Below are 14,740 nucleotides of genomic sequence, written 5' to 3'. Positions count from 1 at the left end.
CGAGCCATTTCAGTGGTAGGAGGTGACGGCATGACTTCGAATCTTGATCGGTCGCAGAACACGGGATCAACCTCGTCTGCGCAATCCGATGCCGAGTCACCTGCAGCGAACCCGGCTTCCGGTAACAACCGTGGAGCACAGGGATTTGCCGTTCCGGCGTCCGCATCGCGCCGGGTACGAGCGCGACTCGCCAGGCGCATCACGGGGCAGCGGAACACGACCATCCGGCCGGTTCTCGAACCCCTCGTCAGCCTGCATCGCGAGCTCTACCCCAAAGCCGACCTGGCGCTCCTGCAGCGCGCCTACGACGTGGCGGAGGAACGACACGCCAGCCAGCGCCGCAAATCCGGCGATCCCTACATCACGCACCCGCTCGCCGTCGCCAGCATCCTCGCCGAACTCGGGATGGACACGACGACCCTGGTCGCGGCGCTGCTCCACGACACCGTCGAAGACACCGGGTACTCCCTCGAACAGCTGACCGACGAGTTCGGTGAAGAGGTCGCCCACCTCGTGGACGGCGTCACCAAACTCGACAAGGTGGTGCTCGGCAACGCTGCCGAGGGCGAGACCATCCGCAAGATGATCATCGCGATGGCCCGCGATCCCCGCGTGCTCGTGATCAAGGTCGCGGACCGGCTCCACAACATGCGGACCATGCGGTTCCTGCCACCCGAGAAGCAGGCCCGCAAGGCCCGCGAAACCCTCGAGGTGATCGCGCCCCTCGCCCACCGGCTGGGCATGGCGACCGTGAAATGGGAGCTCGAGGACCTGTCCTTCGCGATCCTGCATCCCAAGAAGTACGACGAGATCGTGCGGCTCGTCGCCGACCGTGCGCCGTCGCGGGACACCTACCTCGCGAAGGTCCGTGCGGAGATCAACGCGACGCTGACGGCGTCGCGCATCAACGCGGTCGTCGAGGGCAGGCCCAAGCACTACTGGTCGATCTACCAGAAGATGATCGTCAAGGGCCGCGACTTCGACGACATCCACGACCTGGTCGGTGTGCGGATCCTGTGCGACGAGGTCCGGGACTGTTACGCGGCCGTCGGTGTCGTCCACTCGCTGTGGCAGCCGATGGCGGGCCGGTTCAAGGACTACATCGCGCAGCCGCGCTACGGCGTCTATCAGTCGCTGCACACCACGGTGGTCGGCCCCGAGGGTAAACCTCTCGAGGTGCAGATCCGCACCCACGACATGCACCGGACCGCGGAGTTCGGTATCGCCGCGCACTGGCGGTACAAGGAGACCAAGGGCAGGCACTCGGGCGACGTCGCCGAGGTCGACGACATGGCCTGGATGCGTCAGCTCCTCGACTGGCAGCGTGAGGCCGCCGACCCGGGGGAGTTCCTCGAGTCCCTGCGCTACGACCTCGCCGTCAAGGAGATCTTCGTCTTCACGCCCAAGGGCGACGTGGTGACGTTGCCCGCCGGGTCGACCCCCGTCGACTTCGCGTACGCCGTCCACACGGAGGTCGGGCACCGCTGTATCGGCGCCCGGGTCAACGGCCGTCTGGTGGCGCTCGAACGCAAGCTGGAGAACGGCGAGGTGGTGGAGGTCTTCACCTCCAAGGCCGTCAACGCCGGTCCGAGCCGCGACTGGCAGACGTTCGTCGTGTCCCCGCGGGCCAAGACGAAGATCCGGCAATGGTTCGCGAAGGAACGCCGCGAAGAGGCGCTCGAGGCGGGCAAGGACGCGATCGCGAAGGAGGTCCGGCGGGTCGGTCTGCCGTTGCAGCGGCTGATGAACGCCGAATCGATGGCGTCCATCGCGCACGAGCTGCACTACACCGACGTGTCGATGCTCTACACGGCCGTCGGCGAGAGCCATGTGTCGGCGCAGCACGTCGTGCAGCGGCTGGTGGCTCACCTGGGCGGGGTCGGCGACGTCGAGGAGGAGCTCGCCGAGCGGTCGACTCCGTCCACCATGCCGATGCGCCCGCGCAGCACCGGCGATGCGGGTGTACTGGTTCCCGGAGCGGAAGGCACGGTCGCCAAGCTGGCCAAGTGCTGCACACCCGTTCCCGGCGACGAGATCATGGGGTTCGTGACCCGGGGCGGTGCGGTCAGCGTCCACCGCACCGACTGCACCAACGCCGGCTCCCTGCAGGAGCAGTCCGAGCGCATCATCGAGGTCAAGTGGGCGCCGTCCCCGTCCTCGGTGTTCCTCGTGGCCATCCAGATCGAGGCCCTCGACCGGCACCGACTGCTGTCGGACGTGACGAAGGCCCTCGCCGACGAGAAGGTCAACATCCTGTCGGCGTCGGTCACGACGTCCGGTGACCGGGTGGCGATCAGCAAGTTCACGTTCGAGATGGGCGACCCGAAACACCTCGGGCACGTGCTGAACGTGGTCCGCAACGTCGAGGGCGTGTACGACGTGTACCGGGTGACGTCCGCCGCCTGACAACGACGAAGGGGACGGTCGTTCGATCAGATCGAACGACCGTCCCGTTCGCGTGCCGGGGGAGAGGTCAGCCGACCTTCGCGGTCTCGATCTGGACCGGCGTGTTGGGCTTGCCGCCGCCGGCGGACATCGATCCGTCGTCACCGTCCGCCGCGATCTTCTCGACCGTCGCGAGGCCCTCCTCGGAGATCGAACCGAAGACGGTGTAGTTGGGCGGGAGCACCGAGTCGGCGTAGACGAGGAAGAACTGGCTGCCGTTGCTGCCGGGTGTCCCGCTGTTCGCCATGGCGACGGTGCCGCGGGGGTAGACCACCGGATTCGCCAGGGCCGGGTCGTTCGGCGCGAACGCCGTCTCCGGGTACTCGGTGACGAAGCCGTAGCCCGGTCCGCCCGTGCCCTTCCCGCTGGGGTCGCCGCACTGCAGCACCTGCAGCCCCAGCTCCGTCGTCAGCCGGTGGCAGGGTGTGTCGTCGAAGTAGCCCTGCCGGGCCAGGCTGGTGAAGCTGTTGACCGTGCACGGGGCCTCGGCGCGGTCGAGGACGAGGCCGATCGGTCCGGCGCTCGTCGTGAGATCGACCGGGACGGTGCCCTCGGTGGACACCCCGGACGTGGGCGGCGGGGTGACGTCCTTGGCAGCGGGCTGCCCTTCCGGATACGTGCAATCCACGGTGGCCGCGGCGGGCGCCGGGACCGGCGGCAACGTGCCGAACTTGGACAGGTCGAGCGACTGCGCAGCCGCGCTCGTGGGTGCCGCCTTCGACGAGGTGCTGGTCGACGAGCCACCGGAGTCGGACGAATCCGAACAGCCGGCGAGGAGGACCGCGAGGCTCACGCCTGCGACGAGGATCGAGGTGCGTTTCATCGGTCCATCCTCACACGAGACGTCAGTCCATCCGGACGGACGTGATGTCGATGGGCAGGTTGGGCTTGCCGCCGCCGGCCTGCATCGATCCGTCGTCACCGGCCGCCGCCACCTTCTCGATGGTCGCGAGACCCGTGTCGTCGACCTTCCCGAACGCGGTGTACTGCGGGGGCAGCTGCGAATCGGCGTAGACGAGGAAGAACTGGCTGCCGTTGCTGTCGGGCTGACCGCTGTTGGCCATCGCGATGGTGCCGCGCGGGTACGTCACCGGGACCTGCAGGGACGGGTCGGAGGCGTCGTACTGGTCGGTGGGGAATTCGTTGGCGAAGCCGTAGCCCGGGCCGCCGGTGCCCGCACCCGTCGGGTCGCCGCACTGCAGGACCTTGAGACCCTCGGAGGTGACGAGCCGGTGGCACGGGGTGTTGTCGAAGTAGTTCTGGCTCGCCAGGCTCAGGAAGTTGTTGACGGTGCACGGCGAGTCGGCGTTGTCCAGGGTCAGACCGATGTTGCCCTGCGTCGTCTGCATGCTGACGCTGACTTCCTGGAGGGTGGTGTCGATCTCGTCGGTGCGCGGCGGGTTCACCTGCTTCGCCGCCGGCGCCGGGCCGGGGGTGTAGGTGCAGGACACCTTCTCGGGCAGGGGTTCGGAGCGGCCCGCGGGCATCACACCGGGCGACTGGGGTGACGCCGACGCGGACTCGGCCGCCGATGCGTCCGTCGCGTTGTCGTCGCCGCTGGTGAGGGCGAACACGACCGCTCCGGCGGCCACCACGAGCACGACACCGAGTACCGAACCGGCGATGGTCAACTGCTTGCGCTTGCGCGCTCTGTCGGCGCGGCGTTCGAGCTGACGCTCGAGCTTTCGTTTGGCTGCTTCCCGGCGCTGCTCGTTGCTCGGCACTGCGGTGGTCCTCCCGTATCGGTCTGTCTGGAAGTCGGTCGATATAGCAGTCGGTCGGTGCGAACTACCCCCGGCACACGACCTCCAGAGTCTGCCATCCGAACCTGAGAACATCCTGGCCGGGCGGCGGCTTAGGCTGTACCGACTGCAATGATCACTCGAACAGGAGCGTCACGCGTGCTCGTCACAGGATTCCCGGCCGGGATGTTTCAGACCAACTGCTACATCCTCGCGCAGGACGATGCAAAGGAATGCGTCGTCGTCGACCCAGGACAGGACGCCGCCGAGCCGCTGTTCGAGTTCCTGGACCAGTCGAATCTCACCCCCACCGCGGTGCTGCTGACCCACGGCCACCTCGACCACGTCTGGAACGCCTACGACGTCTGCGAGAAGTTCGGGATTCCCGCATACATCCACCCCGAGGACCGGTACATGCTGTCCGACCCCGGTCGCGGCATCGGACCGACGATGAAACCGTTCATCGAGGGCATGGCGTTCGTCGAGCCGAGCGACGTGATCGCACTCGCCGACGGCGACGTGATCGAGCAGGCCGGGATGTCGTTCGCCGTCGATCACACCCCCGGCCACACCCAGGGGTCCGTGGTCTTCCGGACGCGGGTCGACACCGGGAACGGTCCCGTCGAGATCGCCCTCACCGGTGACACCCTGTTCCAGGGGTCGATCGGCCGCAGCGATCTACCCGGCGGCAATCACGAACAGTTGCTGCAGTCCATCGCCGACAAGCTGCTGATCCTCGCCGACGACACGGCGGTTCTTCCCGGACACGGCGGGTCGAGCACCGTCGGCGCCGAACGTGGGTCGAACCCGTTTCTCGTTGGACTCTCGGGAACGAAATAAGGAAAAGTAACGACAGTGAGCAAAGCCAGCACCTTCTCCGCCCCCAAGGGCGTTCCCGATTACGTCCCACCGCAGTCCGCCGAGTTCGTCGCGGTCCGTGACGGACTCACGCGCGCGGCGCGACTGGCCGGGTACGGCCACATCGAGCTTCCCATCTTCGAGGACACCGGGCTCTTCGCCCGCGGTGTCGGCGAGTCCACCGACGTCGTCAGCAAGGAGATGTACACGTTCGCCGACCGCGGCGATCGTTCGGTGACCTTGCGCCCCGAGGGCACGGCAGGCGTGATGCGTGCCGTGATCGAGCACGGCCTGGACCGCGGCCAGTTGCCGGTGAAGTTGAGCTACGCCGGCCCCTTCTTCCGGTACGAGCGTCCGCAGGCCGGACGTTACCGTCAGCTGCAGCAGGTCGGGGTGGAGGCCATCGGAGTCGACGACCCGGCCTTGGACGCCGAGGTCATCGCTGTCGCCGACGCCGGTTTCCGGGGTCTCGGTCTCGAGGGGTTCCGGTTGGAGATCACCTCCCTCGGCGACGACACCTGCCGGCCGCAATACCGGGAACGGTTGCAGGACTTCCTGTTCGCCCTTCCCCTCGACGAGGAGACGCGCCGGCGGGCGGAGATCAACCCGCTGCGGGTCCTCGACGACAAGCGCAAGGAGGTCCGCGAGATGACGGCGGACGCGCCGCTCATGCTCGATCACCTCTCCGACACCGCGAAGGCGCACTTCGACGAGGTGCTCGCCCACCTCGACGCGCTGGGGGTGCCGTATGTGGTCAACCCGCGCATGGTCCGCGGCCTGGACTACTACACGAAGACCACGTTCGAGTTCGTTCACGACGGTCTCGGCGCGCAGTCGGGCATCGGCGGCGGCGGACGCTACGACGGCCTGATGGCGCAGCTCGGCGGTCAGCCGTTGTCGGGCATCGGTTTCGGGCTCGGTGTCGACCGCACCGTCCTCGCCCTGGCTGCGGAGGGTAAAACCGCGGGGTCGACTGCCCGTTGTGAGGTCTTCGGGGTTCCGCTGGGCGACGAGGCGAAGGCGAAGCTGGTGGTGATCGCTCAGCAGTTGCGCGCCCAGGGAATTCGGGTCGATCTCGCCTACGGCAACCGTGGGGTGAAGGGCGCGATGAAGGCGGCCGACCGGTCCGGTGCCGCGCTGGCACTCGTGCTCGGCGACCGCGACATCGCCGAGGGAACGGTGGGAATCAAGAACCTCGCCACCGGCGATCAGGAATCGGTCTCCTCGGCGGACGTCGTCGCGCGCGTCGGAGCGATCCTTGGCGCCTGACGACACGCCGCCGGTATCACTCGACCTCGTTCCGATCGAGTTGATCGCACCGCGGCTCAAGCGGGTTGCGGCGATCGCCGTGCTGATCGGTGTGGTGGTCGGCGTCATCGTCGGATTCTTCGCATCGGTGTGGATCGGTGTGACGGTCGGGGCCGTGATCGCGGTCCCGACCGCCGCGTCCGCCCTCCTCACCTTGCGCCGTCGTGTCACGCTGCAGAACGGGCGGATCCGGTCGACGGGGGGACTGCGCAGCCGGCACGTCGACGTCACGCGGGCGGTCGCGGCCGAACTGGTGGTGCGTTCGGCGCGGGTGAGCGAGGTGAGCGTCCGGATCACGGATCCGGACGGCGCCCTCGCGGTTCCGCTCGCCCTCTACACGACCGACGGCGGTCGTGAACTCGAGGTGCTGGGGCTCCGCAGACTGGCCGACGCCCTGACCACGAGTGAACTGGTACCGGCCGCCGCGATTGCGTCGGTGCTCATCGAGCAGTTACGCGGCGAGGCGCGGGGCGCGGGGTTGTCCGAACGCCCCCTGTTCCGGGCCGTGGAACTGGTGCGTGCGGAAGGCCGCGTACCCACCACCACGCTCACCGATCATGAGGTGGCTGCACTCATCGACTGAGCTCGACCGAGTGGTCAGCTCCGATCGCCGAACGCGGTGTCGTCGAGTTCGTCGCCACCGATCACGGCGGGTGCGACCATCGGGAGATTGCCGACGAACGCGTTGTTCTCGCCGGCGTTGACGAGGTAGCTCGGTGTGGTCCGGCCGCTCAGCTGCTCGTCGCCCCCGCGTCCGGCACCAGCCATGCCGGCGCCGCCCATGCCGCCCATGGCGCCGCCGGGTGGCAGGGGCTGTGCGGGTGTGGGAGCGGAGGCAGTCGACGTGGCGCCGCCGGGTACCGCCGGGGGAACGACTGCTCCGCCGACCGTTCCGCGCGGCACGGGGCCGACTCCCGCGGAACCGCCACTCGCGGAAGCGCTTCCGCCTGCGCCGCCGCCGTACATGCCGATGCCCGCACCGCCGGCGATTCCCACCGCGCCGGGGACCCCGCCCGCGCCCCCGTGGGCGGAGGTCACACCGGATTTCGCTGCGACGGTGTCCGCGGGCAGGTCGCCCGACGAGACGCTCGCCGCCTGGGTGCTCGCCGACACCAGGTCGCCGACGCTGTCGGTGACGGCGGAGATCATCGGCTTGCCCACCTCCTCGATCACGGTCGACGCGAGGGCGAACGGAGACGTCGGGGCGGCCCCCGCCACGGCTCCGGGCGCCGGAGGCGGCGGTACCGGAACAGGCGCGGCGAGACCGTTCATCGTGAGGGTCTGCTCGTTCAGTTCGGTGCGCGTCTGCGTCACCACCCCGATGGCCGCCTTGATGTGCTCGGCGGCGGACGCGAGGAGCATCGCCTGCCCGGGTGGGGTCATCACCATCGGGGCGGCGGCGACCGCGGTGGCCGCGAACGACTCCGAGATCGTCATGAGATTCGCGTTGCCCCGCGCCACTGACGCGGCGGCGGTCTGCGTGGTGCCGGAGATCGCCGTGCCGCGTTCACTCAGTTCCGTACCACTCGACTGCGCCTGCAGGCCCTGGGACTGCGCCGCCTGCGCTGCCTGGCTCTGCCAGATCTGGTCGAGCACCTTCAGCCCCGCCATGCTCATCGACATCGCCTGATCGATCATGCCCGAGGACATGTCGAGAAGGGCCGTCGGATCGAACGAGCCGAACGTACCGGTGCCGAAACTCCCGGCGAGGTCGGTGAGCGGCTTGAACAGTTCGTCCACACCCGGCAGTCCGGGTAGAGCCTGACCCTGCAGCAGCGCATCGACCGGGTTCGGCGGCAGGGCCGGCAGCGCCGGCAGCGGCGGCAGGTCACCGAGCGGCGCGTCGAGCAACGGACCGAGCGGCAAGTTCTGCAGGGCCTCGAGCGGTGTGCTCGGCAGTGGTGTGTCGAGGGCGTCGCCGACGGGGGATCCCTGGATCAGATCGAGGATCGTTCCGTGTTCTGCGGGAGTTCCGGCGGCCGTCATGCTTGCCCTCCGATTCCCTCGCCGACAGTACCGATTACCTCGCCGACAGTGCCGAGGGCGGCTCGGATTCCCTCGCCGACAGTGCCGAGCGCGGCGCCGGTGGAGCCGTCGACGGAGTCGTAGGACTCCGCGGTGGTGTGGGCGGCGAGTGCGGTCTGCGCGTAGTGGGTTGCGAGTTCGGCGACCGACTTGGCGTGATTCGCCTGTGCGGCAGCGAAGGACGCGAGAAAGTCGGCGCCGATCGGACCGAACACGGGTGCCAGTGCCGCGAGATTTGTTCCGAGATCGAGCGCGGCGGCGCTGCTGATCTGTTCGGCGGCCTGCGCTGCGGTGGCGCTGTAATTCCTGATGCCGTCCGTGACGACAAAGACATCGCTCAAGATAACCCCCCAGTGATAAGCGTTCGCCAGACTTTATCTCACGGGACCGACGTGTACGGCTAGAGGTGACGGGGTGTTCCGGTCGCCGTCTCGGCGAGGAGTGTCCGCGACTTCGACCGGATATCGTCCATCGGCTTCGTCCATCCGAGGGCGCGGAGGCACGTGTCGGCGAGGAGTCCGGCGGCACCCTCGTTCTCGGGTCCTGGAAGCAGGCCGCGTTCGATGTCGGCGCGGGTTGCGATGGCGCTCTCGACGATTCGGAACGGCAGGTCGGCTAGGACAGGGGAGGCGTTGCCGGAGCCGTCGGCGATCTCGGTGAGCGCGAGGTCCGCGAGCTGTCGATAGTGCCCACGCAGCAGCGTGCGCTGGGTGCGGAACGGCTCGAATCGGTCGGTCAGCAGCTCCGGGAGGAGATACAGCGCACCGAGATTCCACTTGGTGGTGGTGAGCTGGGTGACGTCGAAGGTGGCCAGTGCGTGCAAGCGCACGGTGGCGGGCTCGGGGGCGCCGCAGATCCGGTCGGCGGCGGCCAGCGCGGGGGAGACGGTCTCCTCGAGGAGCGCTGCCAGGATCTCTTCCTTGTTGGGGAAGTGGTGGTACAGAGACGCCTGCCTGATGCCGACCATCTCGGCGATCTGCCGGGTCGACGTGGCTGCGAAACCCTTGGTGGTGAACAGCTCTCCGGCGGCGTCGAGGATCTCCTCGGGAGTGCTCTGCCCCGGTCTGCGCTGACTGGTCAGTCGGGGTCGTCCCGGCCCTGTGGTCACCGCTCCATGATGTCAGGTGACGTCCAGGATCGACGGTGGCCACCCGCCGTGAGGGTTTCGTCACGCCCCCGAAACGTAGGCAACGATGCTGTTACGACCGGCCGCGATCTGTATACGCGGGCGTCACCCACCGAGGCCTCTCCCCGAGAAAACTATCGAGCGACAGATATTGCTCTCGCCGAAGGAGTAAGCCCTTGAGTACACCCACAAGGACTGCGCAAGTGCTGTCCGCGCCGGCCGCACCTCCCCGCCCGTCCGGTGGGGCCGGCGGCGACGACACGGGCGACCTCGGCGAATTCGGCTACGAGCAGCAACTTCACCGTTCGCTGGGTAAGTTCGCCTCGTTCGCCGCCGGGTTCTCGTTCGTCTCCATCCTCACTACGATCTTCCAGCTGTTCGGGCTCGGATTCGGTTTCGCCGGACCGGCGTTCTTCTGGACGTGGCCCGTCGTGTTCGTCGGCCAGTTCATGGTGGCGCTCAACTTCGCCGAGCTGGCTGCTCGCTACCCGATCTCCGGCGCGATCTACCAGTGGTCACGCCGGATGGGCGGTGAGATCGTCGGCTGGTTCGCCGGGTGGTTCATGATCCTCGCGCAGATGGTGACGGCCTCCGCCGCGGCCATCGCCCTGCAGGTCGTGCTTCCCAACGTGTGGAGCGGATTCCAGATCATCGGCGAGGACAGCACATTGACGTCCGCGAGCGGCGCCGCCAACGCGGTACTGCTGGGCTCCGTCCTCCTCGTGCTGACGACGTTCATCAACTCCATCGGCGTCAACTGGATGTCCAGGATCAACAACATCGGCGTCACCTGCGAGATCATCGGCGTCATCGCGGTGATCGGCATGTTCTTCACGCACGCCCAGCGCGGGCCGCAGGTCGTGTTCGACACCGGCACCGCCGGAGCATCACCCGGATACGGCTGGGCGTGGATCGTCTCGGGGTTGATGGCGGCCTACGTGATGGTCGGGTTCGGTTCCGCCGGCGAACTGGCCGAGGAGACGAGGAACCCGCGCCGGGTGGCGCCGCGCACGATCCGCCTCGCGCTCTCCGTGTCGGCGCTGGGCGGCGGGCTGATGATCATCGGTGCACTCATGGCCGCACCGAGCCTGACCGACGGGCGCCTCGCCACCGAAGGTCTGCCGTACGTGCTCTCGTCGATCCTCAGCTCCCCGTGGGGCACGCTCCTTCTCGTCGACGTCGCGATCGCCGTGTTCGTCTGCACGCTCGCCATCCAGACGGCGGCGTCCCGGCTGGTGTTCTCGATGGCCCGCGACGGACGCCTGCCCGCCTCGCATCTCCTGTCGAAGGTGAACACCCGCACCGGAACCCCCATCGCGCCGTCCGTCCTGATCGGGGTCGTCTGCATCGGCATCCTCGCCGTCAACGTCGGGAACTCCGCGATCTTCGCGACCCTCTCGAGCGTCTGCATCATCCTGATCTACCTCGCATACCTGATGGTCACGGTGCCGCTCCTGCTGCGGAGGCTGAAGGGCTGGCCGCACGGCGGACCTCAGGTCGACGCTGACGGACGGAAGCTGTTCTCGCTCGGTCGGTTCGGACTCCCCGTCAACATCCTCGCGGTCGGCTACGGGGCGCTGATGGTCGTCAACCTGTCCTGGCCGCGAGCGGAGATCTTCGACCCCAGCGGCGACTACCCCCTCCTGCGGTGGGCCGCCCCCGTCACCGTCGCCGCGGTCGTCGCGCTCGGAATCGCGTGCTTCCCGCGCGGCCGCACGACCCCCAACCCCGTCACGATCGGAGCCTGACATGACCTCAGTGGACACCTCGACCACCAGCGCCGCGAGGGAACACGCGCGTGCCCAGTCGGGAGTGATCACCGACTCGATGCCGGTGGTCCCGGCGTCGGCCTGGCCGACGCCGCCGTCCGGTATCGATCCGGCACTGCTCACGTGGGCCGAGACGGTCCCCGGCGGCCGGTACGCCACGAAGGTGCTGGCCCGCGGAACGCGACTGCGACTGCGCGACGTCGACGGCCGAGCCTGCGCACACCTGCTGCTGTACCGGGCGGACGCGCCGTGGGAGCGGTTGAACGTCGCCGACACCGTCAAGGTGCCGTGGCAGGCGTATATCGGGGCGGGACATCCGCTGCTCTCCGACCAGGGTCGCGTGCTCGCGACCGTTGTGTCGGACGGGTCCGGGCACCACGACGCCCTCTGCGGCACCACGTCGCTCGCGTCGAACACCGCGAAATACGGCGACGGCAGGCTGCATTCGCCTTCCCCGGCCGGTCGTGAGCTCTTCACCGTGGCCGCCGCGAAGCACGGCCTCGAGCGGCGCGACCTCCCGCCGTCGCTGTCGTTCTTCCACGGGGTGCGGGTCGGTGCGGACGGGGCGCTGAGCAGCATCGGATCGGCCGGCGCGGACACCGCGGTCGACCTGCTGATCCACCTCCCGGTGATCGTCCTGATCGCCAACACGGCGCATCCGCTCGATCCGTCGCCGACCTACGACACCACCGCGCTCGAAGTGCTCGCGTGGACCGGGGAGGCAGTCACCGTGCCGGTCGACGCCGACCCGGAGTACCGACGCGCCTTTCTCAACACCGAAGACGTCTGGGCTGCCATGCAGTTCCAGGGACGGGAGCAGGCATGACCACCACCATCGAGACCGCACCGCTGGTACCGGGAACGGTGATCCTGGACGAGGAAGTCGGCGCCCGGGGGCCCTGGTCCGCCGTGGTCGAGGCCGGTGACGTCCTGACCATCGTGGATCTGTGCGGCAACCAGGCCGTGGACACTCTGATCTACGCGGCCGACGAGCACCGGCACCGGTACTCGGCCGCGGCGACCGTGTCGGCGCAGCGAAATCTGTTCCTGACGACGGGAAGCGTTCTGCGAACCGACGATCACGACGCGCTGATGACACTCGTGGCCGACGAGGTCGGCTCCCACGACACGGTGGGAGGCGCCTGTTCGCAGGAGTCCAACACCCTCCGATACGGCCACCACACCAAACACCAGCACGCGTGCGTCGAGAACTTCCTGGCGGAAGGGGCCCGATGGGGGATCGGGAAGCGGGATCTGGTGTCGAACATCAACTTCTTCATGAACGTTCCCGTCGACGCCGACGGCACCCTCGGAATCGTCGACGGACTGTCCGCACCCGGCCGTCGCCTGGCACTCCGCGCGGAGCGGGATGTTCTGGTACTGGTGTCCAATTGCCCGCAGATCAACAACCCCTGCAACGGTTTCGATCCGACCCCGGTCCGGATGATCGTGACCCGGCCGACGGGAGCATCGGCATGAGCGCCAAGATCACCGTTCTCCGGCCCGGCATGCTCACCACCGTCCAGGACTACCCTGGACGGATCGGGTACTGGCACGTCGGTGTGCCGCCGTCAGGACCCATGGACGACCTGTCGTTCCGGCTCGGCAACACCGCACTCGGAAACGCCGAGGGCGTCGCCGGAATCGAGTGCGCCATGTCCGGTCCCGCGTTGCAATTCGACGAGGACACGCTGGTCTGTGTGACGGGGGCGCCCGTACCGGTCACCGTCGACGGGGTGCTGCAGGCGCAGTGGCGTCCGGTGCGGGTTCCGGCCGGCGGAGTCCTCGACGTCGGGGCGGTCGCCGGACCCGGTCTGCGCATCTACGTCCTCGTCCAGGGCGGTCTCGACGTCGAGGGGTTCCTCGGTAGCGCGTCGACGTTCACCCTCGGCAAGTTCGGCGGTCACGAGGGGCGCACGCTGCGGCAGGGTGACGTGCTCGGGGTCGGCGAACCGGGCAGTGGCAGCCCGGCCGCGGTTCCGGCCGAACACGTTCCCGCCCTCTGCAGTCGATGGGAGATTGCGGTCACCGAGGGACCGCACGGCGCACCCGAGTTCTTCACCCGCGCCGACATCGACACGCTGTACGGGACCGACTACGAGGTGCATTTCAATTCGGATCGCACCGGGGTGCGGTTGATCGGGCCCAAGCCCGACTGGGCGCGTACGGACGGCGGCGAGGCGGGACTGCACCCGTCCAACATCCACGACAACGCCTACTCGGTCGGAGCCCTCGACTTCACGGGAGACACACCGATTCTCCTGGGCCCGGACGGACCGAGCCTCGGTGGGTTCGTGTGCCCTGTCACCGTCGTCTCCGCGGAACGCTGGAAGCTCGGACAACTGGCCCCCGGCAACACGATTCGCTTCGTGCCGATCCGGGCCGACCGGGCCGCGTCCCCGCGTGCGCTGGGGCCCGCGCGGCGGGCGGCGCACTCGACGGTCTTCTCCACCACCGGAGACCGCGACGACGGCGTGATCGCCCGGCGCGACGGCGAGACCGCCGTGACATACCGGCGCTCCGGCGACGACAACGTGCTCGTCGAATACGGCGACATGAGCCTCGACCTCGCACTACGGGCCCGCGCCCACGCCCTGCACCAGCGTCTCGAGGTCGAGAAGCCGGCCGGGCTGCTCGACCTGACACCGGGCATCCGGTCGCTGCAGGTCCGGGTCGACCCCGACGTGCTGCCGATCCCCACGCTCATGGGGCTGCTCGGCGAGGCCGAGGACGCGCTGCCCGCGGCGAACGAACTCGTGGTGCCCAGCCGGTCCGTGCGGATGCCGCTGTCGTGGGACGACCCCTCGACGCGTGAGGCGATCCAGCGGTACATGCACGGTGTCCGGTCCGACGCTCCGTGGTGCCCGTGGAACATCGAGTTCATCCGCCGCATGAACGGCCTCGGCAGTGTCGACGATGTGTTCGACACCGTCTTCGGTGCGGAGTACATGGTGCTCGGACTCGGCGACGTCTACCTCGGCGCACCCGTCGCGTCACCCCTCGACCCCCGACATCGGCTGGTCACGACGAAGTACAACCCCGCCCGCACGTGGACGCCGGAGAACGCGGTGGGCATCGGCGGCGCCTATCTGTGCATCTACGGAATGGAAGGTCCGGGCGGCTACCAGTTCGTCGGCCGCACCACCCAGGTGTGGAACCACCGGCACCCCGAGAAGTCCGGACCGTTCGAGGACGGCACACCCTGGCTGCTCCGGTTCTTCGACCGGATCTCCTGGTACCCGGTCGAACCGGAGGAGCTGATGGACCTGCGATCCGACGTCGCGGCGGGCCGTGGCGGCGGCGTCGACATCACCGACGGCACGTTCTCGCTCGCCGAACACCAGCAGTTCCTCACTGCGAATGCCGAAGCGATCGGGGACTTCCGGGCCGGACAGGCCGTCGCCTTCGCCGCCGAGCGGCAACGATGGTCGGAGGCAGGGGAGTTCGCGACGGTGGGCTGATCGGCG

13 protein-coding genes are annotated in these 14,740 nt (G+C 68.5%); 8 read left to right on the top strand and 5 right to left on the bottom strand.

Translation table 11 applies throughout. The features are described 5' to 3' along the window. Positions 1-30: 30 nt before the first annotated feature. Complete coding sequence (locus RJ1_RS13285) at positions 31-2,406, top strand: RelA/SpoT family protein (RefSeq protein WP_005241006.1); 2,376 nt, start codon at positions 31-33, stop codon at positions 2,404-2,406. 67 nt (positions 2,407-2,473) lie between these two features. Here the strand turns inward: RJ1_RS13285 and RJ1_RS13280 are convergent, their stop codons facing one another. Both RJ1_RS13280 and RJ1_RS13275 read right to left on the bottom strand, forming a co-directional pair. Further along, complete coding sequence (locus RJ1_RS13280; RefSeq protein ID WP_073360542.1) at positions 2,474-3,268, bottom strand: peptidylprolyl isomerase; 795 nt, start codon at positions 3,266-3,268, stop codon at positions 2,474-2,476. Between the two features lie 22 nt (positions 3,269-3,290). After that, positions 3,291-4,169 (bottom strand): peptidylprolyl isomerase, encoded by an 879-nt coding sequence (locus RJ1_RS13275; RefSeq protein WP_073360541.1) that lies wholly within the window; start codon positions 4,167-4,169, stop codon positions 3,291-3,293. A gap of 177 nt (positions 4,170-4,346) precedes the next feature. Here RJ1_RS13275 and RJ1_RS13270 point away from each other — a divergent pair, with 177 nt between their 5' ends. The 3 genes from RJ1_RS13270 to RJ1_RS13260 are packed head-to-tail and all read left to right on the top strand — an operon-like array spanning position 4,347 to position 6,936. Continuing rightward, positions 4,347-5,027, top strand: a complete 681-nt coding sequence (locus RJ1_RS13270; protein ID WP_174694977.1) for an MBL fold metallo-hydrolase — start codon at positions 4,347-4,349, stop codon at positions 5,025-5,027. 15 nt (positions 5,028-5,042) lie between these two features. Next, entirely contained in the window at positions 5,043-6,314 is a 1,272-nt protein-coding gene (gene hisS / locus RJ1_RS13265) for a histidine--tRNA ligase (RefSeq protein WP_073360538.1), read from the top strand. Next, complete coding sequence (locus RJ1_RS13260) at positions 6,304-6,936, top strand: hypothetical protein (RefSeq protein ID WP_073360536.1); 633 nt, start codon at positions 6,304-6,306, stop codon at positions 6,934-6,936. The genes hisS and RJ1_RS13260 overlap by 11 nt, the downstream gene beginning before the upstream one ends. Before the next feature lie 14 nt (positions 6,937-6,950). Here the strand turns inward: RJ1_RS13260 and RJ1_RS13255 are convergent, their stop codons facing one another. Genes RJ1_RS13255 through RJ1_RS13245 form a run of 3 tightly spaced genes read right to left on the bottom strand, consistent with a single transcriptional unit; the run spans position 6,951 to position 9,486 of the window. Continuing rightward, positions 6,951-8,339, bottom strand: coding sequence for a hypothetical protein (locus RJ1_RS13255; protein WP_073360535.1), 1,389 nt, complete (start codon positions 8,337-8,339; stop codon positions 6,951-6,953). Further along, entirely contained in the window at positions 8,336-8,719 is a 384-nt protein-coding gene (locus RJ1_RS13250; protein ID WP_073360533.1) for a type VII secretion target, read from the bottom strand. Before RJ1_RS13250 ends, RJ1_RS13255 begins: the two co-directional genes overlap by 4 nt. A 59-nt stretch (positions 8,720-8,778) precedes the next feature. Next, complete coding sequence (locus RJ1_RS13245; protein ID WP_073360532.1) at positions 8,779-9,486, bottom strand: TetR/AcrR family transcriptional regulator; 708 nt, start codon at positions 9,484-9,486, stop codon at positions 8,779-8,781. A gap of 221 nt (positions 9,487-9,707) precedes the next feature. Between RJ1_RS13245 and RJ1_RS13240 the strand changes: the two genes are divergently transcribed. From RJ1_RS13240 to RJ1_RS13225, 4 genes are read left to right on the top strand one after another with little or no spacing between them, the layout of a single operon-like run. Beyond that, a complete protein-coding gene (locus RJ1_RS13240) occupies positions 9,708-11,252 on the top strand; it encodes an amino acid permease (RefSeq protein ID WP_073360530.1) in 1,545 nt (514 codons plus the stop codon). A gap of 1 nt (position 11,253) precedes the next feature. Further along, on the top strand, positions 11,254-12,099 hold the full coding sequence (locus RJ1_RS13235; RefSeq protein WP_073360528.1) for an urea amidolyase associated protein UAAP1: 846 nt from the start codon (positions 11,254-11,256) through the stop codon (positions 12,097-12,099). Beyond that, complete coding sequence (locus RJ1_RS13230; protein ID WP_073360526.1) at positions 12,096-12,752, top strand: urea amidolyase associated protein UAAP2; 657 nt, start codon at positions 12,096-12,098, stop codon at positions 12,750-12,752. Before RJ1_RS13235 ends, RJ1_RS13230 begins: the two co-directional genes overlap by 4 nt. Beyond that, positions 12,749-14,734 carry a 5-oxoprolinase/urea amidolyase family protein gene (locus tag RJ1_RS13225; protein WP_073360525.1) on the top strand — a complete coding sequence of 662 codons (1,986 nt, stop codon included), beginning with the start codon at positions 12,749-12,751 and terminating at the stop codon, positions 14,732-14,734. Before RJ1_RS13230 ends, RJ1_RS13225 begins: the two co-directional genes overlap by 4 nt. The last annotated feature ends 6 nt before the right edge of the window (positions 14,735-14,740 follow it).

It is taken from the genome of Rhodococcus jostii NBRC 16295 (genome assembly GCF_001894825.1).
GTDB lineage: Bacteria > Actinomycetota > Actinomycetes > Mycobacteriales > Mycobacteriaceae > Rhodococcus_F > Rhodococcus_F jostii.
Note: the sequence above shows the minus strand (reverse complement) of the source record. Positions and strands in the feature narration are given on the sequence as shown.

Coding starts and splice junctions, on each gene's coding strand:
- RJ1_RS13285 (WP_005241006.1), top strand. CDS start 31: ATGACTTCGAATCTTGATCGGTCGCAGAACACGGGATCAACCTCGTCT.
- RJ1_RS13225 (WP_073360525.1), top strand. CDS start 12,749: ATGAGCGCCAAGATCACCGTTCTCCGGCCCGGCATGCTCACCACCGTC.
- RJ1_RS13255 (WP_073360535.1), bottom strand. CDS start 8,339: ATGACGGCCGCCGGAACTCCCGCAGAACACGGAACGATCCTCGATCTG.
- RJ1_RS13280 (WP_073360542.1), bottom strand. CDS start 3,268: ATGAAACGCACCTCGATCCTCGTCGCAGGCGTGAGCCTCGCGGTCCTC.
- RJ1_RS13235 (WP_073360528.1), top strand. CDS start 11,254: ATGACCTCAGTGGACACCTCGACCACCAGCGCCGCGAGGGAACACGCG.
- RJ1_RS13230 (WP_073360526.1), top strand. CDS start 12,096: ATGACCACCACCATCGAGACCGCACCGCTGGTACCGGGAACGGTGATC.